The sequence below is a fragment of the Corynebacterium afermentans subsp. afermentans genome (assembly GCF_030408355.1).
GTDB lineage: Bacteria > Actinomycetota > Actinomycetes > Mycobacteriales > Mycobacteriaceae > Corynebacterium > Corynebacterium afermentans.
Genome location: NZ_CP046606.1, coordinates 777,449 through 795,631, shown reverse-complemented (window position 1 = coordinate 795,631; position 18,183 = coordinate 777,449). Strand labels below are relative to the sequence as shown.

Sequence of the window (18,183 nt, the reverse complement as noted above, 5' to 3'; positions counted from 1 at the left end):
CTCTCGGCAAGGTGACCAAGTTTCAGAAGTTCCTCATTCCCCTATTCGCTGGCGCGGGCGTGCTCCACTTTGCAAAGACTGAGCCTTTCGACGGCATCGTGCCCGACGCCCTTCCCGGCTCCGCACGCACCTACACCTACGTCTCCGGCGTGGCCGAGCTCGCCGCCGCTGCCCTGCTGTCAAACCCGAAAACGCGGGCTGCCGGCGGGAAGTTCGCCGCTGCGCTGCTCGCCGCGGTGTGGCCCGCCAACTTCAACATGGCGTGGCAGTGGCGCAACGAGCCGTGGCAGAAGCAGATCATTTCCATCGGACGCCTGCCGCTGCAGATCCCGCTGATCAAGGCGGCGCTCGGCGCAGCGAAATAATCGTGGTGCCCCCAGTCGGGCTCGAACCGACACTGGGCGGATTTTAAGTCCGCTGCCTCTGCCAATTGGGCTATAGGGGCGACGGGGAAACATCGTACTTCCCCGGCGTGCGCAAACCGCAATCGGCCAGCTCATTTTCACCGAGCGGAGCTGGTCGGGTGGCCTTTGCCCAGAACAACCTTCAGAACAGAAACAGCAGGTGCTAGCCCCGCCGAATCTAAAACTCCAGCTTCGGAATAAACCGCCTCGGGCCCACTATGTTGGTCGTGACATCAAAGACGACAACCGCGATACCGATGCCCCGGGTTCAATCGGCTCTCGACACCGAGATGATCACCTTCTCCGTGAAGTAACTGCCGACCGGGTCCGGCCCGCCGACGTAGCCCGTCGCCCCGGTGACCAGACCAGTTCGTTGTGCAACCATGCCGTAATCTTACTCCCGGACCGGCGAATGTATTTGGACGGAGATCCCGCTTGACCAGGCAATGGCTCTTCTTAGCTCCGTGCGCCCTCGGCGCACTCGGACTCTTTCTCGCGCGCCGCGCCGGCGACGGCACCGCGGGCTTCTACTGGGCCACCGCCTTTACCGCCGTGGTGTACGCGGCCGCGTGGTGGCTCTGGGGCAACCGCCAGGCGTTTATGGGGCCCAAAAAGCTTATCGACGTCCTCCGGGGCGCCCTCATCGGTGCCGCTCTGGCGCTCGTGTTCGTCCTCGGCGCCCTGGTGGTACAGCACATCCCCTTCCTCGCTGGCCCCGCGGCGGAGCTGCTGGACACGCCCGACAAGGGCGGATACGCCCTGACGCTGCTGGTGCTGGTGGTCAACGGCCTCGGCGAGGAGCTGGTGTTCCGCGACGTTGTACCGCATCAGCTGCGGGGCATGGGCCAGTCGGTGGTGCAGGCCGGCGTGTGGTCCACGCTGGTCTACTGCCTGGTCACGTGCGTGATGGGCGTGCCGCTGCTGGTGTTCGCCGCCGGCGTGCTTGGGGCGGTGGCCTACTTCGAAGCGGCGAAAACTGGCCGGCTCTACTCCCCGGTCGCCGTGCACCTGACCTGGAGCATCGGGATGCTGCTCATCCTGCCCCAGTTCTTCTAGGACGCGGGGGCAGCGTCGGCCTCCTCTCCCCTTTCGCGAATCCAGCTAGTAGGACCCAGCTATTCGCCAAAAAATCGCAATTAGCTGGGTCCTACTAGCTGGATCCTGCGCGCGGGAGGCGTGGGGCCGCGGAACCGAGCACCGCCCAGGAGTCGCGCTCCCCACAGACCACCCAGGAGCCCGAACCGCCTACTCGCTGACGGAGAACACCTTCTTTTTCGGCTTCTCCTCAGCTTTGGTGGCCCCCGCGACGGAAATCTGCGGCGCGTCGAGCATCTCCGTCATGAAGTCGGCCACCCACTGCAACAGCTCCGTATCGCGCAGGTTCGGCGCGTTCAGGGCGCGCTTCGCGCCACCTTCGCGCGGCATCGGCACCTGCAGCGCCTTCGCCGCGGCGCGGAAGTTCGCGCCCGGGTAAAGGCGCTTCAGGCGCACCTGCTTGGAGTCCGGCAGCTCCACCGGGTGCAGCTTGATGCGGCTGCCCTGGGTGAGGATGTCGGAAACACCCACCTCGCGGGCTTGGTTGCGCAGCCGCGCCACCGCCATGAGGTGCTCGACCTCGCTCGGCAGGGCACCGAAACGGTCGATCATGTCGTCGGCGGCGGCGGTCAGGGCGTCGTCGTCGCGCGCCTCGGCGAGCTTGCGGTAGACCTCCAGGCGCAGCCGCTCGGAGTTAATGTAAGTCTCCGGGATGTGCGCGTCCACGGGCAGATCCACGCGGATTTCCTTGGGGCCCTTGTCGGTGGCGTCGACAGGCTCGCCGCTCATGAGCCCCTTGAAGGTCTCCACGGCCTCGCTAACCAGGCGCACATACATGTCGAAGCCCACCCCGGCGATGTGGCCGGACTGCTCGGCGCCCAACACGTTGCCGGCGCCGCGGATCTCCAGGTCCTTTTGCGCCACGGCGATACCGGAGCCTAAGTCGTTGTTCTGGGCGATGGTGGCCAGTCGGTCGTAGGAGGTCTCCGTGAGCGTTTTGTCCTTCGGGTACAAAAAATACGCGTAGGCGCGCTCGCGGGAGCGCCCCACGCGCCCGCGCAACTGGTGTAGCTGGCTTAAGCCCATGTTCTGGGCGTTTTCCACGATCAGGGTGTTGGCGTTGGCGATGTCCAGGCCGGTTTCCACGATGGTGGTGCAGACCATGATGTCGTACTCACGGTTCCAAAACCCCTGCACGGTCTGCTCGAGCACTTGCTCGCTCATCTGGCCGTGGGCGACGACGATGCGCGCCTCCGGGACCAGCTCGCGAAGCTGGCGGGCGGTCTTTTCAATGTCGGAGACTTTGTTGTGGATGTAGAAGACCTGGCCGTCGCGGAGCAGCTCGCGGCGGATCGCGGCGGCGACCTGCTTGTCTTCCTGCGGGCCGACATAGGTCAGCACGGGGTGGCGGTCCTCCGGCGCGGTGGTGATGGAGGTCATCTCGCGGATGCCGGTCAGCGACATCTCCAGGGTGCGCGGGATCGGCGTCGCGGTCATGGTCAGCACGTCCACATGCGATTTCAACGCCTTGATGTGCTCCTTGTGCTCGACGCCGAAGCGCTGCTCCTCGTCCACGATGATCAGGCCGAGGTTCTTCCACTGCACGCCCGTCTGCAGCAGGCGGTGGGTGCCGATGACGATGTCCACCGAGCCATCCGCAAGCCCGGAGATAATCTCCTTCGACTCTGCGGCGGTGGTAAAACGCGACAGTTCGCGCACGGTCACCCCGAAGCTGTCCATGCGCTGGTTGAACGTGGAGAAGTGCTGCTGAGCCAGAAGCGTCGTGGGCACGAGTACCGCGACCTGTTTGCCGTCCTGAACCGCCTTGAACGCGGCGCGCACGGCGACCTCGGTTTTGCCGAAGCCCACGTCGCCCACGATGACGCGGTCCATCGGCGTGGGCTTTTCCATGTCTGACTTCACCGCGTCGATGGCGGTGAGCTGGTCTTCGGTCTCCACGAACGGGAAGGCGTCTTCCATCTCGTGCTGCCACGGGGTGTCCGGCGCGAACGCATGGCCCGGCGCGGCCTGGCGCTTGGCGTAGAGCTCCACCAGCTCGCCTGCGATCTCGCGGACCGCGGCGCGCGCCTTGCGCTTCGTCGACTTCCAGTCTGAGCCGCCCATTTTGCTTAGCGACGGCTTCTCGCCCCCGGTGTACTTACTCAGCAGGTCCAGAGACTCCATTGGCACCCAAAGCTGGTCGCCGGGCTGGCCGCGCTTGGCGGGCTGGTACTCCAGCACGATGTACTCGCGGCGGGAGTCCTCGTCGCCGGCTTTGACGGTGCGCTCCGCCATCTTCACGAACTTGCCGATGCCGTGGGTGTCGTGCACCACGAAGTCGCCAGGCTGCAGGGCAAGCGGGTCGACGCGGTTGCGGCGGCGCGGGGCCCGTCGTTTAGCACCTGCGATATCACCCACGCGGTTGCCGGTGACGTCAGTTTCGGTGACCACGACCAGGTTCGGCCCGCCGAAGACCAGGCCCGCGTGCGACAGGGCCTGGTACAGGGTCACCGCGCCCTCGACGGGCTCCAGGCCGGGCGTGGCCACGCGGGCGGAGATGCCGTGCTCGCGCAGGCGCTCCGCCATGCGGTCGATCGTGCCCTTAGCCGGTGCCACGAACGCGACCTTGCCGTGGTTTTGGCCGATGTAGAGCTTCAGCGTGGCGTAGAGCTGCTCGATCGCCTTCGGGTCGCCCTTCGGCGCAGGCGCGGCCTCGAACTCCAGCGGCAGCGTCTCCGCGTCGTCGGCGGCGAACATGCCGGGCGGGGCGAACGTCCACCAGGCGTTGCCGGCCTTGGACGCGGAAACCTCCAGCGACTCGTAGGAGCGGTACGACGAGGCGGACACGTCCAGGCCCTCCACCACCACAGGCCCCTCGGCACCCATGGCGGCTGCCTCCCAGCCGGCCTTGAGGAACTCGCGGTCCGTCGCCTCCAAATCAGCGATGCGGGTGCGCACCTTCTCCGGGTTGGTCACCATCACCACGGAGCCGGCGGGCATGAGCTCCGGCAGCACCGAGTACTGCTTGTCCGTCAGCGCCGGGATGAGCGCTTCCATGCCGTCCGCCGGCTGCTTCTCCGAGATGCGGGCCAGCAGCGACGACAGCGTCGGGTTCGAGGGGAACTTTCGCGCGAGGTCGTCGGCCTTGGCGGCCACGGTATCGTCGATAAGCAATTGCCTCGCAGGGTGCAGATCGACCGACCGCACCTCTTCGATGGTGCGCTGGTCCGCGACTGCGAACGAGCGGATGTCGGTGACCTCGTCGCCCCAGAACTCGATGCGTACCGGGTTTTGCGCGGTAGTCGGGAAGACATCGATGATGCCGCCGCGGGTGGCGAACTCGCCGCGCTGCGCCACCATGTCCACATGGTTGTACGCGAAGTGCACCAGCTTCGCGGTCAGGTCCTCAAAGTCGTGCTCCTGGTCCACCGCGATGCTGATCGGCTGGGCAGGTGGCAGCACCGGCTGGCACACCGCACGCGCCGCCGCGACGATCACGCGCGGCATCTCCCACAGCACCTTCGAGCGGCGCCCCACAATGTCCGGCGCCGGCGAAAGACGCTCGTGCGGCAGCGTCTCATACGCCGGGAACTGCGCGACCTTCTCCTCGCCCAAAATGGCCTTCAGCTCCGCCGCAAGATCCTCCGCCTCGTGGCCGGTAGCCGTGACCAAAAGCACCGGCGTCTCGCGCGCAATCGCACCGGCCGCCCAGGAGCGCACCTGGTCGATGCCAGTGACGTGCAACGAATCCTCGCCCACGTGCGTGACCAACCCCTTCAACTTCGGGTCCGTCAGCGCCGCCGTGAGCAAACCGCCCAACACGGGCGGGGTGGTTTCAGTCATGTGTCTTACGCATCCTTCTCTGCGGTTTCGTCGCTTGTCTCGTCGCTCGCCTGGCCGCTTCCGTACACGCGCGGCTGCGCTTCCATCCCCCGCAACCCGTTCCAGCACAAGTTGGAAATGTGCGCCGCCACAGTGTGCTTGTCCGGCGTGCGCTCGTCCAGCCACCACAGCGCAGAATTGGAGACGGTGCCGACAAGCGCCTGACCGTACAGGCCCGCCATCGACTCGTCGAGCCCGCGGTGCTTAAACGCCTCTCCCAGCAGGTAACTCACCTCGGCGGTGACGCGGTTGAGAATCGTCGAATACGTCCGCCCCTCCCCTGGCAGCTGCCCGTGCGCGAGGATGACAAACCCGTCCGTCTCCTCCTCCACGTACGTGAGTAACGCCAGCACGCCGCGCTCAATGCGGTCGCGCCACGGGCCGGCCTGAATGTTCGACGTAATCGTGCGCTCCAGCCGGGCCATCTCCAGCCGCACAACTTCCTGGTACAGGCCTTCCTTGCTGCCGAAATGCTCGTACACCACAGGCTTGGACACCCCGGCGCGCGCCGCGATCTCCTCCATGGAAATGCCATCGAACCCGCGCTCAGCGAATGCCTGGCGCCCCACTCCGATCAACTGATCTCTGCGCTGGGGTGCTGTCATTCGCCTTCGAGCCATGCGACCTAGCTTAGAGCGTCGTAGTATTAACCCCGTCTTTGGCAGTTGGCGGGTCTGGTCTACAATCAGCGGTGCTATTCCCCATGGTGTAATCGGCAACACTACGGTTTTTGGTACCGTCATTCTAGGTTCGAGTCCTGGTGGGGAAGCTTTTTTATTGGAGGGGTACGTGAAACGCCACATCGCTTGGCTCGTTGCATGCGGGGTACTCGCGGGTTGCGCTTCGGAGCCTTTGCCTATCGACGCCCCTGCGTCCCCCACCCCCAGCCAAAACACCACCGAGTCCGCCTCGCACGGTGCCGACTCCCCGGATTCCGCCGAGGCCCACGCCGCGTTCCACTTCGAAAGCGGCACCCTCGAAATCGGCGACTTCGACCCCTACACCCTCGGCGACGACATCTTCGACCCCTGCACCGAAATCTCCCCCGAAGAATTCGCCGCCGCCGGCTTCCACAACGTGGAGCCGATCCCGGAGGAGTACGCGGGTTTGGCGCGGGGACTAAAGCTATGTCATTTTTCCAATAATCCCCAATTTCCTTCTGAGGGGTTTGCCCAAAACAACGCCTCTCGCGGCGAGGTTGAAAAACAAGTCACTTTACTTCCGGGGTACGAATCCAATCTTCTGCCTCAAGCATTTGTATACGGGCCCGTCAGTGAGTTCGGTGCTCACTGTTACGCTCAATTGGATACCGTTCGTGGGGGTCTTGTTTCCCTAGTAAGTGGCTGGGGCGAAGAGACTTCCCAGGACGCAATTTGCCACACAGCGGTTCAGAATCTTGAAAAATTGTACAGGGCAAATGCAGGCTGATGCTCACTAAAGTGAGCACTCCCTTTAAATACAACACCCGCCTGGCTACGGTGAGCTCATACAGGTTCATACGCAGGGGGAACAAATGATTCTGAAACTGGATTCAGCCGAGGTCGAAAAGGCAATCGACCAACTTCGCTCAGTAGCTAAGACGGTGATAAGGGGGCAGGGTGGCAAACAACTGGCATCCCTCTCCGGGTTCTCCAACGCGGGAGGCTTGGATGAGGCGGGCGAGCGCCTCAGCCCGATCGGGGATGAGAGAGCACCGGAGGCCAACCAGGCTATCGCGCTGTATCTGAAGCACACCGCAGACAACCTGTGGCTGGCGTTGACCAACACGCAGCAGACGGATGAGTCGTTCTCCGGGATGATGGGCTCGCTGCTGGCACCGCTCGGCCATTCAGCTCAGGCGCTAACGCCGATGTACTCCCAGGGGTTCCAGCAGCTCAAAGCCGCGGACCCGGAGACCCAAACGTTCGACAACACAGCCGTATCCTCCGCGTCGGAGACGTCGTTGCTCGGCGCAGAAATGAATCTGAACCTCACCAATACGTCGTTGGCGTACTCGGCGTCGGATTTTTGGAACTCCAACGCTCAGCTCATCGCGGATGCCATGGATGAGCTCAACGGGGTCCACCACGCTTTGAGTTCGTCGGCGGACACTGTCTGGATCCAAGAGGCGATGAAAAAGCTCACGCAGATTCAGAATGCGGGCTTGGAATACGTGGCGAACTCGCGTTCGCTCGCCAACCACACGGAGGCGCTCGGCATGACGGCGGACTCGGAGAGTATGTACGCGGCGGCCGCCGCAGCTGCCTACGCCGCGGCGGAGGATCCGAAGATCAAACGGCAGATCGAGTCGGACTATCTCGGGTCGTACTCCGTCCGCGTCCCCTCGGGGCTCCAGCCGGCAATTCCAGCGTTTAACCGCCTGTTGCCCGAGGCAGGCAAGCTGCCGTCGACGCCGTACGCCAGCACCGACGTGCCCGCCCCGGCCACCACGTCGTATACGCCGACTGAACTGCCGCCCGGGCTCCAGGAGGTTTTGACCAGCCGCGGCTATGGCGACCTCGCACACGCGAAGTCGCCGGCGGAGGTCATCCAGCAATACGGCCGCCCCACCCCTGAGACCTTTGAGCGCATCGCCGCGGGCGCGGCTCCCACCCAGTCTGCTTCGGCGGTTCTCGCCCCGCCTGCCCCGTCAGCAGCAGGCAGCTTGTCGACGAGCACTCCCGCCTCCCCTGTCAACACCGCCACCCCGACCATCAGCGGTTTCAGCGGCACGCCGCACACCAACGCGGCCGCAAGCCCCGCCAACGCCGGCACCGGTGCGGCGGGACTTGGCCTCGCGCCGGGCAACGCCGTCGCAGGTGGCCGCAGCGCAGCGTCTGGTCGAAGCAATAGCGCAGGGCTCGCCAACAACGCCCGCCCCAGTTCAGGCGGCGCTGTCACTACCGGCAGCGGTGCCGGTAGCGGCTTCGCTAACGGCCGCGGTTTCGGTGCCGCGCCGGGTGCTGGCCGCGGCGCTGGGACGGGGGCAGGTGCTGGGTTCAACGCTGGAGCCGGATCACACTCCGGAACGGGGCAAGGTGTCAACGGCATGCGCCCAGGTATCGGTGGTGCAGGCGCTGGCGGCAGCGGCGCGGGCTCGTCCTACGCCGCCGCTGGGGCGAACGGTGCGGCAAGCAACAACGCCCACGGCGCGCGAGGCGGCGCCTTCGCTGCGGGCCCTATGGCGGCTGGCGCGAACCGGGGTCGCGGGCGCGACAAGTCCGGTTCGAAGGTCCGCACTGTCACCAGTGCGGTGGAGCGCGACGGCAACCTCAAGGCGCTGCTCGGCGACGCTCCCCTGCTCCTGCCAGCAGTCATCGGCCACAACGTGCGCGGCTAGTGCCCTCCGGGGCCGGCCGGAAGATCCAGGTCCGCCTCCTGGCCAGGTTCGACGATGACGAACTGGCCCATCATGCCGCTGTCTTCGTGGTTGAGCATGTGACAGTGGTACATGTACGCCAGGCTCGGGTCCGGGTAGTAGCCCATCTGCACAAGCAGGCTCACCGTGGCCAGCGGCGGGACGGTGATGGTGTCGTGCCAGCCGGTGGTGAACTCCAACTCGCCGTTTTCCACACCGATGACGGCAAAGCGCGCGTCGTGGATGTGGAAGTTGTGGGCCATGTCGTCGTTCTCGTTGGTCACGTGCCAGATCTCCGGGCCCTTGTGGTCCACGGTGAAGTCCACGCGCGTCATGTCCATGGTCTTGCCGTTGATTTCCACACCGTTGAGACGGAACTCGCGCTCCACCTCCACAGACTCCGCATCAGGCACCTCGAACGGCACCAGCGAATCCGCGAGCTCGGGCACCTCGGGGGCGTCCTCGGCCGGCGCTGCGATCTCGAGCAGGTCGAACTTGTCGGTGAAGCCGAACATCTCTGCGGTTTCCTTATCCGGCATGCCACCTAAATCCGGGAGGCCGTCGCTGCGCAGCATCAAGTCCTTGCCCGGTTCCAAGTCCACCACGATCTCCACGCGCTCGCCGGAGCTGAGCAGCACGCCGTCGACCTCGACCGGGGCGTCCAGGAAGCCCTGGTCCGTGGCCACCACGTGGAACGGCTTGCCTAAGGACAGGTGGTGGAAACGCATCGTCGCGCCGTTGAGCACGCGCAGGCGAACGCGCCGGGTGGTCGCCTCGAAGCGCGGCTTGGTCATGCCGTTGACCATCACGGTGGATCCGACCCAGCCGTTGTCCTCGTCCAGCTGGCCGTCCTCGGTGAAATTGGCGTCAGTGATGATCACGGGGATGTCGTCTACCCCGTAGTCGTTGGGGAGGCCGGGGAAGGCGGAATCGTCGTCGTCAAGCACGATGCCCCCGGCCAGTCCGCGGTAGGCGTGGACGGCGGACTTTTCGTGCGGGTGCGGGTGGTACCAGCAGGTCGCCGCCGGCTGGTCCACGGTCCACGACGGCGACCAGGACTCACCAGGGTCGAACATGAGCGCCGGCCCGCCGTCGGCGGTGGCTGGAAGGTGCAGGCCGTGCCAGTGCACAACCGTCGGCTCCGGCAGCTCGTTGTGCACCGTCATGTCGATTTCCTCGCCGCGGCGCATGTACAGCGTCGGGCCCTGGTACGGGCCGTTGAAACCCCAGGTCTTGGTCATCATGCCGGGCACGATCTCGAACTCGCCCTCCTGCGCGGTCAGCTCGAAGCGGCGCACGTTGCCGTCGAGCTCGCCCTCGTACAGCGGCGGGATGCGAAGCGGGCGCGCCTTTTCGTCAGCGCCCAGCGGTTTCGTCTGCGAGGACGTCGAGCAGGCCGTACCCGTGGCTGCTGCGGCCAGCGCCGCCGTCGCAAGAAGTGTGCCCCTGAAGAATGTGCGTCTGCTCATTGCCATGTCCGCCTCCCGGTTCGCTGATACTCTCTTTCGACCCTACTATCCGCTGTATGTCTAACGATCAACGCGAGGAACGCAACGCACGCCGGTTCGTCTGGTCCAACGGCCTGCAAAACATCGGCGACCAGCTCGTCGCTCCGAAAACGGTGCTGCCGTGGCTCTTCGGCGCCGCGGGCGTGCCGGCGGTGATGACCTCGTTTCTCGTGCCCATCCGCGAATCCGGCTCGATGCTGCCGCAGGCGTTTTTGAGCCCGTGGGTGACCTCGAAGCGCTCCCGCAAGCGCGTGTGGCTCATCGGTTCGTGGGGCCAAGCCATCGCCGCAGGTCTCATTGCGCTCAGCGCCTTGCTTCTCGACGGCACTCCGCTCGGCGCCGTCATCCTGATCCTTCTAGCCGCCCATGCGCTGTTTCGCTCGTTGTGCTCGCTGGCGGGCAAGGACGTGCAGGGGCGCACGATTTCCAAGGGCCGCCGCGGCAGCATCACCGGCCGCGCCACCGCCCTGGCCGGCGCGTTCACGCTCGCAATCGGCCTGCTGCTGACGTTTTTGCCGAACAACCTGCCGCAGTGGACAATCGCCGCGCTACTCGCCGTGGGCGCTTTGACGTGGGCGCTGGCGTCGCTGGTCTTCGGTGGCATCGACGAGCCGGAAGCCGAACCGGAGTCCAACGACGGCCAGAGTATGAAGGAAATGTGGGCGCTGGTTAAGGGCGACCGGGACCTGCAGAAGTTCCTGGTGGTGCGCTCGCTGATGCTGGTCACCGCACTTTCCACCCCGTTCATCGTGGTGATGGCCGGCGATGAGGGCGCGGACCTGACGGGCCTGGGCGCATTCATCATCGCCTCCGGCGGCGCGTCGCTGCTGGGTGGCAGGGTGTCGGGCAAGCTTTCCGATAGGTCGTCGAAAAGCACGATGGCCTGGGCCGCCGGCGTGGCCTCGACCGTGATCGTGGCCCTTGTCGCAAGCGCCCGCCTGGCGCCTTCTGCGGTGAACGCCTGGGTCATGCCACTGGGTTTTTTCCTGGTCAACCTCGCCCACACCGCGGTGCGCGTGAGCCGTAAGACTTACCTGGTGGATATGGCCGACGGCGACAAGCGCACCATGATCACCGGCGCTTCCAACACGGTGATGGGCGTGGTCCTCCTCGTCGTCGGCGCGGTGTCCTCCGCGATTGCGGTGCTCGGGCCGCAGGCGGCGCTGATCTTCCTGGCCGTTGTGGGCTACGCCGGTGTTGTCGGCGCGCGGAACCTGAAAGAAGTCTCGGCGGCCGCCTCCTAGGCGTTATGCTTGTGGCCGACAAAAACCCGCTACAAATCCCATAAAACAAGGAGCATTCGAGTGCCTACCCACTTCGAACGTGCCGTTGTCGTGCTTGCGGCCGGCGCCGGAACCCGCATGAAGTCCGACCGCCAGAAGACGCTGCACGAGATCGGCGGGCGTAGCCTGCTGTCCCACTCCCTGCACGCCGCCGCCGGTGTGCATCCCAACCACCTGGTTGCGGTTGTCGGCCACCAGCGCGACCAGGTCGCCCCGGCCGTGGAGCAGATCGCCGAGCAGATGCACGTGGAGATCCGCCAGGCAATCCAGGAGGAGCAAAACGGCACCGGCCACGCCGTCCAGGTGGGCCTGTCCGCCATCCCGGACTTCGACGGCACCGTGGTGGTCACCAACGGCGACGTGCCGCTTCTCACCCCGGAGACCCTGCAGGCGCTCGTGGAAAAGCATGAGGCCGAGCACGCCGCGGTCACCGTGCTCTCGCTCGAGTTCGACAACCCCACCGGCTACGGCCGCATCATCCGCGGCGAGGCCGGCGACGTCCTCGAGATCGTGGAGGAAAAGGACGCCACCGACGAGCAGCGCGCCGTCCGCGAGGTCAACTCCGGTGTGTTCGCCTTCGACGGCAAGGTACTTCGCGACGCCCTCACGCGCGTCACCCCGGACAACGCCCAGGGCGAGTTCTACATCACCGATGTGCTGAGCATCGCGCGTGGCGACGGCCTCCGGGTCACCGCCTTTACCGCCCCCGACGCACGCGAACTGGCCGGCGTGAACGACCGAGTGCAACTGGCGGAGGCTGGCAAGGAGCTCAACCGCAGGCTCGTCGAGAAGGCGATGCGAGGCGGTGCGACCGTGATCGACCCGGACACCACCTGGATCGGCGTCGAGGTGGAAATCGGCCGCGACGTTCTCATCCACCCGAACACCCAGCTGTGGGGCTCCACCGCCATCGGCGACGGCGCCGAAATCGGCCCCGACACCACCCTGACCGACATGGAAGTCGGCGCCCGCGCCACCGTCGTGCGCACCCAGGGCGAACTCGGCGTCATCGGCGAGGAAGCCACCGTCGGCCCGTTCACCTACATCCGCCCCGGCACCGAACTCGGCGCCCGCGGCAAGCTCGGCGGTTTCGTCGAATCCAAGAACGCCAAGATCGGCGAAGGCTCCAAGGTGCCACACCTGACCTACATCGGCGACGCCACCGTGGGCAAGCACTCCAACATCGGCGCAAGCTCCGTGTTTGCCAACTACGACGGCGTAAACAAGCACCACACCACCATCGGCGACTACTGCCGCACCGGCTCCGACACCATGTTCGTCGCACCGGTGCACATCGGTGATGGTGCCTACACCGGCGCGGGTACAGTGGTCACCGAAGATGTGCCCGCCGGCGCGCTGGCCATCAAGGAAGGCCGCCAGCGCAACATCGAAGGCTGGGTGGAAGACCGCCGCCCGGGCACTGACGCGGCTGAAGCAGCAAAAAACGCGAAGCGAGAGGGTTAATTACATGACTGGTTACTCCACCGAAAGCCACAAAGACCTCAAGGTCTTCACCGGCCGCGCCCACCCGGCCCTCGCAGAAGCTGTGGCCAAGGAGCTCGGCATCGAGCTGGTGCCCACCACCGCGCGCGACTTCGCCAACGGCGAGATCTTCATCCGCTTCGAAGAGTCCGTCCGCGGCGCCGACTGCTTTGTCATGCAGTCCCATGCCCAGCCGCTGAACAAGTGGCTGATGGAACAGCTCATCATGATCGACGCGCTCAAGCGCGGCTCCGCCAAGCGCATCACCGCGATCCTGCCGTTCTACCCCTACGCCCGCCAGGACAAGAAGCACCGCGGCCGCGAACCGATCTCCGCCCGCCTGATTGCAGACCTGCTCACCGCCGCCGGCGCGGACCGCATCGTCTCCGTGGACCTGCACACCGACCAGATCCAGGGCTTCTTCGACGGCCCGGTGGACCACATGCACGCCCAGCCGATCCTGGTGGGCTACATTAAGTCCAAGTACCCGCTGGACAACCTCGTGGTGGTTTCCCCCGACGCCGGCCGCGTGAAGTCGGCCGAGAAGTGGGCCAACATGCTCGGCGACGCCCCGATGGCGTTCGTGCACAAGACCCGCGACATCGACGCCGCGAACAAGGTCGTGTCCAACCGCGTCGTCGGCGACGTCGACGGCAAGGACTGCATCCTCATGGACGACATGATCGACACCGGCGGCACCATCGCCGGCGCCGTCGGCGTGCTCAAAGAGGCCGGCGCGAAGTCCGTGGTCATCGCCTGCACCCACGGCGTGTTCTCCGACCCGGCCCGCGAGCGCCTCAGCGACTGCGGCGCAGAGGAAGTCATCACCACCGACACCCTGCCGCAGGACACCGAAGGCTGGAGCAACCTCACGGTGCTGTCGATCGCGCCGCTTCTGGCTAAGACGATCCACGAGATCTTTGAAAACGGTTCCGTGACCACCCTATTCGAGGGCCAGGCGTAACCGCCACGGTTCGCCGGACCACGACAGCCGGGGCAGCACTTGCGCTGCCCCGGCTTCACGCATACGGGAAGGAAAAAGGATGTACGAGCGCTACGCCCCGTCGGTGGATTTCACCCCCGACCTCGAGCACGCGAAGTCCATGTTCGACAACGACGCAACCCTGGAGTACCTCGGCGCGACCATCACACGCCTCGAGCCTGGCTTGGCCGAGGGCGAGTTCACAGTTGAGGCGCGCCACGCCAACGGCTTCGGCGTGTGCCAGGGCGGCGTGCTGTTCACCTTCGCCGACGCGCTGTTCGGCGGCGCATGCAACTCGCGGCGCACTGACCCGACCGTGAGCGCACAGTCCGAGATCATCTTCCTCGCGCCCGCGAAAATGGGCCACACCATCCGCGGTGTTGCGCGCGAACGCCACACGTGGGGGCGCAACGGGCTTTCGGACGTCACGCTTTACGACGGCGACACCGCCATCGCCGAATTCCGAGGTATGTCCCGCACCACTACACGACCACCGACAGGAAACTAAACCTTGAGCCAGAACCAAAGCCTGCAAGAACAGGGCCTGCACAGGAGCGTCAAAAGTAGGCAATTGATGATGATTGCCTTTGGTTCGTCGATAGGCACGGGCCTGTTTTTGGGCTCCGCCGGATCAATCCAGTACGCCGGGCCCGCGGTACTGATCTCCTTCGCGCTCGTCGGCGCGATCGTGTACCTCCTCATGCGCATGCTCGGCGAGATGGCGGTCGAGCACCCCGTCTCCGGCTCCTTCGCCGCGTACTCGCGCGCGTTCATCGGGCCGGTGGCCGGCTTCATCACCGGCTGGAACTGGTGGTTCACCACCGTCGTGGTGGGCATGCTGGAGCTGACCGCCATGGGCACGTTCTTGGACTATTGGTTCCCCGCCCTGCCCCACTGGGTCACCGCACTGGTGACGCTGCTGCTGGTGGTCGCGCTCAACCTGTTCAACGTGCGGGTGTTCGCCACGACGGAATACTGGCTGTCGCTCATCAAAGTTGCGGCACTCGTGATCATGATCGTGCTCGGGTTCGCGCTCGTGCTCGGCTTGGGGCCGGACGAGGCGATCGGGTTTTCCAACATCACCGACCACGGCGGGTTTATGCCCAACGGCATCTCCGGCGTGCTGTTCGCTCTGGTGGCGGTGACGTTCACATTCGGCGGCATCATGTCCATCGGCACCGCCGCCGGCGAGGCGGACAACCCGAAGTCCGCGATCCCGCGCGCCGTGAACTCCGTGGTGTGGCGCATTCTGGTGTTCTACCTCGGGGGCATCGGCACCATCCTGCTGCTCGCCCCGTGGAACGAGCAGGAATCGAATGAAAGTCCGTTCATCCGCGTGCTTTCCGGTGTCGGTTTCGGCCCGGCGGCCACCGCGCTCAACGTGGTCATCGTGGTGGCGGTGTTCTCGGTACTCAACACCATGACGTATTCGGGCGCGCGCATGCTACGCGACCTCGCCCGCAACGGCCAAGCGCCCCGCGCGTTCGCCGCCACCAGCGCGAAGGGGCTGCCCACCAAAGCTCTGCTTTTCGACGCCGCGCTGATGGGCACCGTCGTCATCCTGAACTTCTTCTTCGAAGGCAAAATCTTCGCGGTGCTGCTCGCCATCATCGTCGGCACCGAGCTGATCACCTGGGCGGGCATCTGCATATCGCACTTGAACTTCCGCAAAACCTCCAAGAGCGCGACATTTGCGGCGCCGCTGTACCCGGCGGCCAACTGGATTTGCATCGCGTTTTTCATCCTCGTGCTCGTGCTGATGGGTATTCTTCCGGAATACCGGATGGGCCTGGCCACGCTGACCGGCTGGATTATCGTGCTGGGCCTGATCTCACTGACCACGCAGAGGAGCCGCGAATGATCCGCCCCGACCTCGAGGCCATTCCCCCGTACGTCCCTGGCGTGCGCGACGAGCGCGCCATCAAGTTGTCCTCCAACGAGTGCGCCGAGGGCCCGCTGCCGCCGGTGCTCGACGCCATGCGCAAGGCGCTCGGCGAGATCAACCGCTACCCGGACATCGGGGCGCTGCAGCTGCGCGCGGCACTTGGCGAGCACCTCGGGGTGGCGCCGGAGCAGGTCGCGCTCGGCGCCGGTTCATCCGCCTTGTGCCAGCAGCTGGTGTCCATTGCGGCCCAGCCCGGCGACGAAGTGATCTTCCCCTGGCGCAGCTTCGAGGCATACCCGATCTTCGTCCAGGTCGTCGGCGCCACCCCGGTACGCGTGCCGCTGGGCAGCGACGACAGGCTGGACATGCCGGCACTAGCCGCCGCGGTGACCGACCGCACCAAGCTGATTTTCATCTGCAACCCGAACAACCCGACTGGGACCACAATCACAGGCGCCGAGTTCGCCGCTTTCATGGACGAGGTGCCTGCGGACGTGCTCGTCGTGCTCGACGAGGCATATTTCGAGTACAACCACGCCGCCGACACGCCTGTCGCCACTGAGGTGATCACCCGCTACCCCAACGTGGTGGGGCTTCGCACCTTCTCCAAGGCGTACGGGCTGGCCGGCGCGCGCATCGGCTACGCATTCGGCCCGCGGCCGATCATCGAGGCACTGAATAAAGTTTCCATCCCCTTTTCTGTCAGCGCGGTGGCGCAGGAGGCGGCACTCGCCTCGCTCGAGGCGCAGGAAGCACTGCGTGCGCGTATTGACGGCACCGTGGCCGAGCGGAGCCGTGTCGTCGAGAAGCTTGGGCTCGCAGAAAGCCAAGCGAACTTTGTGTGGCTGCCCGGCGCCGGCCAGGAGTTGGCGGACCGGCTGGCCGCGGAAGGCGTGCTGGTGCGCGCTTTCCCCGAGGGCATCCGCGTGACGGTGACTAACGCGGAGGAAACCGACGCACTTTTAGAGGCTTTCAGCCGTGCGCAGTGAGCAACGCCGCGTCATCGCGGCCACGACCATCGGCACCGCCATCGAGTGGTACGACTACTTCCTCTACGCCGCCGTCGCCGGACTGGTGTTCAACCAGGTCATGTTCGGCCCGCTCGGGCCCGCGGCGGCGACGATCGTCAGCTTCCTCACCGTCGGCCTGTCATTTTTGTTCCGGCCGCTTGGCGCGGTGCTGGCGGGTCACTTCGGCGACCGGCTGGGGCGCCGCGGCGTGCTCATGGTCACGCTGTTCACCATGGGCACCGCCACCGCGCTGATCGGGCTGCTGCCCACCTACGAAACCGCCGGCTGGTTCGCGCCGGCCGCCCTGGTGCTGCTGCGTATCCTGCAGGGCACCTCCGCCGGCGGCGAATGGGGCTCGGCCGTGCTTTTGGCCGTGGAGCACGCGCCGACCAACAAGCGCGGCCTCTACGGCGCCGGGCCCCAGGTGGGCGTGCCAGCGGGGCTGCTGCTGTCCTCCGGCGTGCTGGCGCTGATGACCATGATCGCCCCCGGCGAGGCGTTTTTGCAGTGGGGCTGGCGCGTGCCGTTTATGCTGTCCATCGGGCTGACATTTTTGGGCTGGTGGATCCGCACCGGCGTGGAGGAATCGCCCGTGGTGGAACAGATGCGCGAGGTCGGCGCGAAAAACCCGGTCGGGTCGTTGTTCAAGCGCCACGCCGGGCTCGTGGTCGCTGCAGCACTGATCTTCGCCGCCAACGGCACGGTGGGCTACATGACCACCGGCGGCTACATCCAGAACTACGCCACCGACCCGGCCGGGCTGGCGATCGAGCGCGGCGACATTTTATGGGCCGTGACGGCCTCCGCCGCCACCTGGCTGTGCACCACCGCGTTCGCCGGTTGGGTTTCCGACATCATCGGCCGCCGCCGCACGCTTTTAATCGGCTTCGTCGTGCAGGCCGTTGGCGTGGCGGTACTGTTCCCGCTTGTGGACACCGGGTCGCTACCGAAGATCACCGCGGCGCTGGTCTTCCTCACCGTCGGCCTCGGCCTGACCTACGGCGAGATCGGCGCGTTCTACGCCGAGCTCTTCCCCGCCTCCATCCGCGCGTCCGGCGCGTCCATCTCCTACGCGCTCGGCGCGATCCTGGGTGGCGCGTTCGCCCCCACCATCGCCGCTGCCCTGCGCGAGGCGACGGGCGGCACCACCGCGATCACCGTGTACTTGATGGCCGCGACGGTCACGGGCTTCGTGGTCACGCTGCTGATGCGCGAACGCGGCGGCATCCCGTTGGGGCACGAGTACGAGGAAGCCCAGGCGGGCGGGCATTTTGTGTGGCAGAAACCGGCTGCTACCCTGTAGCAGTCTCGGCGAGGGCCTTTAAAGGGCCGTTATCGACGCGATTTTGAGATCCTTTTGCGATCACTCGACGAG

At 65.7% G+C, this 18,183-nt stretch carries 14 protein-coding genes and 1 tRNA gene; 11 read left to right on the top strand and 4 right to left on the bottom strand.

Going from position 1 to position 18,183, the window contains the following annotated elements:
* Positions 1-11 precede the first annotated feature (11 nt).
* Positions 12-365, top strand: a complete 354-nt coding sequence (locus tag CAFEA_RS03755) for a DoxX family protein (protein ID WP_063938380.1) — start codon at positions 12-14, stop codon at positions 363-365.
* A 3-nt stretch (positions 366-368) separates the two neighbouring features.
* On the opposite strand, the gene CAFEA_RS03750 is transcribed toward CAFEA_RS03755, so the two are convergent.
* Positions 369-445 (bottom strand) — tRNA-Leu (locus CAFEA_RS03750).
* A 394-nt stretch (positions 446-839) separates the two neighbouring features.
* Here CAFEA_RS03750 and CAFEA_RS03745 point away from each other — a divergent pair.
* On the top strand, positions 840-1,460 hold the full coding sequence (locus tag CAFEA_RS03745) for a CPBP family intramembrane glutamic endopeptidase (RefSeq protein WP_063938378.1): 621 nt from the start codon (positions 840-842) through the stop codon (positions 1,458-1,460).
* Positions 1,461-1,649: 189 nt separating this feature from the next.
* Here the strand turns inward: CAFEA_RS03745 and mfd are convergent, their stop codons facing one another.
* Together mfd and CAFEA_RS03735 are read right to left on the bottom strand one after the other, a co-directional pair.
* Positions 1,650-5,282, bottom strand: a complete 3,633-nt coding sequence (gene mfd, locus CAFEA_RS03740; protein WP_063938376.1) for a transcription-repair coupling factor — start codon at positions 5,280-5,282, stop codon at positions 1,650-1,652.
* Between the two features lie 5 nt (positions 5,283-5,287).
* Positions 5,288-5,941, bottom strand: a complete 654-nt coding sequence (locus tag CAFEA_RS03735; protein WP_051106450.1) for a TetR/AcrR family transcriptional regulator — start codon at positions 5,939-5,941, stop codon at positions 5,288-5,290.
* A 169-nt stretch (positions 5,942-6,110) separates the two neighbouring features.
* Here CAFEA_RS03735 and CAFEA_RS03730 point away from each other — a divergent pair, with 169 nt between their 5' ends.
* On the top strand, positions 6,111-6,749 hold the full coding sequence (locus CAFEA_RS03730) for a DUF3558 domain-containing protein (RefSeq protein WP_159437627.1): 639 nt from the start codon (positions 6,111-6,113) through the stop codon (positions 6,747-6,749).
* Between the two features lie 85 nt (positions 6,750-6,834).
* Positions 6,835-8,640: a hypothetical protein gene (locus tag CAFEA_RS03725; protein ID WP_063938372.1), complete on the top strand. Its 1,806-nt coding sequence runs from the start codon at positions 6,835-6,837 to the stop codon at positions 8,638-8,640.
* Here CAFEA_RS03725 and CAFEA_RS03720 read toward each other — a convergent pair.
* Positions 8,637-10,127 carry a multicopper oxidase family protein gene (locus CAFEA_RS03720; RefSeq protein WP_082855710.1) on the bottom strand — a complete coding sequence of 497 codons (1,491 nt, stop codon included), beginning with the start codon at positions 10,125-10,127 and terminating at the stop codon, positions 8,637-8,639. The genes CAFEA_RS03725 and CAFEA_RS03720 overlap by 4 nt on opposite strands.
* 56 nt (positions 10,128-10,183) lie before the next feature.
* On the opposite strand from CAFEA_RS03720, the gene CAFEA_RS03715 reads away from it, so the two are divergent.
* From CAFEA_RS03715 to CAFEA_RS03685, 7 genes are all read left to right on the top strand, one after another.
* Positions 10,184-11,410, top strand: coding sequence for an MFS transporter (locus CAFEA_RS03715; protein WP_063938368.1), 1,227 nt, complete (start codon positions 10,184-10,186; stop codon positions 11,408-11,410).
* A 60-nt stretch (positions 11,411-11,470) separates the two neighbouring features.
* Positions 11,471-12,913, top strand: a complete 1,443-nt coding sequence (gene glmU / locus CAFEA_RS03710; protein WP_076589952.1) for a bifunctional UDP-N-acetylglucosamine diphosphorylase/glucosamine-1-phosphate N-acetyltransferase GlmU — start codon at positions 11,471-11,473, stop codon at positions 12,911-12,913.
* A 4-nt stretch (positions 12,914-12,917) separates the two neighbouring features.
* Positions 12,918-13,895, top strand: coding sequence for a ribose-phosphate diphosphokinase (locus tag CAFEA_RS03705; RefSeq protein WP_063938366.1), 978 nt, complete (start codon positions 12,918-12,920; stop codon positions 13,893-13,895).
* Between the two features lie 79 nt (positions 13,896-13,974).
* Positions 13,975-14,421 (top strand): hotdog fold thioesterase, encoded by a 447-nt coding sequence (locus CAFEA_RS03700; protein WP_063938364.1) that lies wholly within the window; start codon positions 13,975-13,977, stop codon positions 14,419-14,421.
* A 66-nt stretch (positions 14,422-14,487) separates the two neighbouring features.
* Positions 14,488-15,774, top strand: coding sequence for an amino acid permease (locus CAFEA_RS03695; protein WP_082855709.1), 1,287 nt, complete (start codon positions 14,488-14,490; stop codon positions 15,772-15,774).
* Entirely contained in the window at positions 15,771-16,787 is a 1,017-nt protein-coding gene (hisC, locus tag CAFEA_RS03690; RefSeq protein WP_063938362.1) for a histidinol-phosphate transaminase, read from the top strand. The genes CAFEA_RS03695 and hisC overlap by 4 nt, the downstream gene beginning before the upstream one ends.
* Complete coding sequence (locus CAFEA_RS03685; RefSeq protein WP_063938360.1) at positions 16,777-18,111, top strand: MFS transporter; 1,335 nt, start codon at positions 16,777-16,779, stop codon at positions 18,109-18,111. Before hisC ends, CAFEA_RS03685 begins: the two co-directional genes overlap by 11 nt.
* The last annotated feature ends 72 nt before the right edge of the window (positions 18,112-18,183 follow it).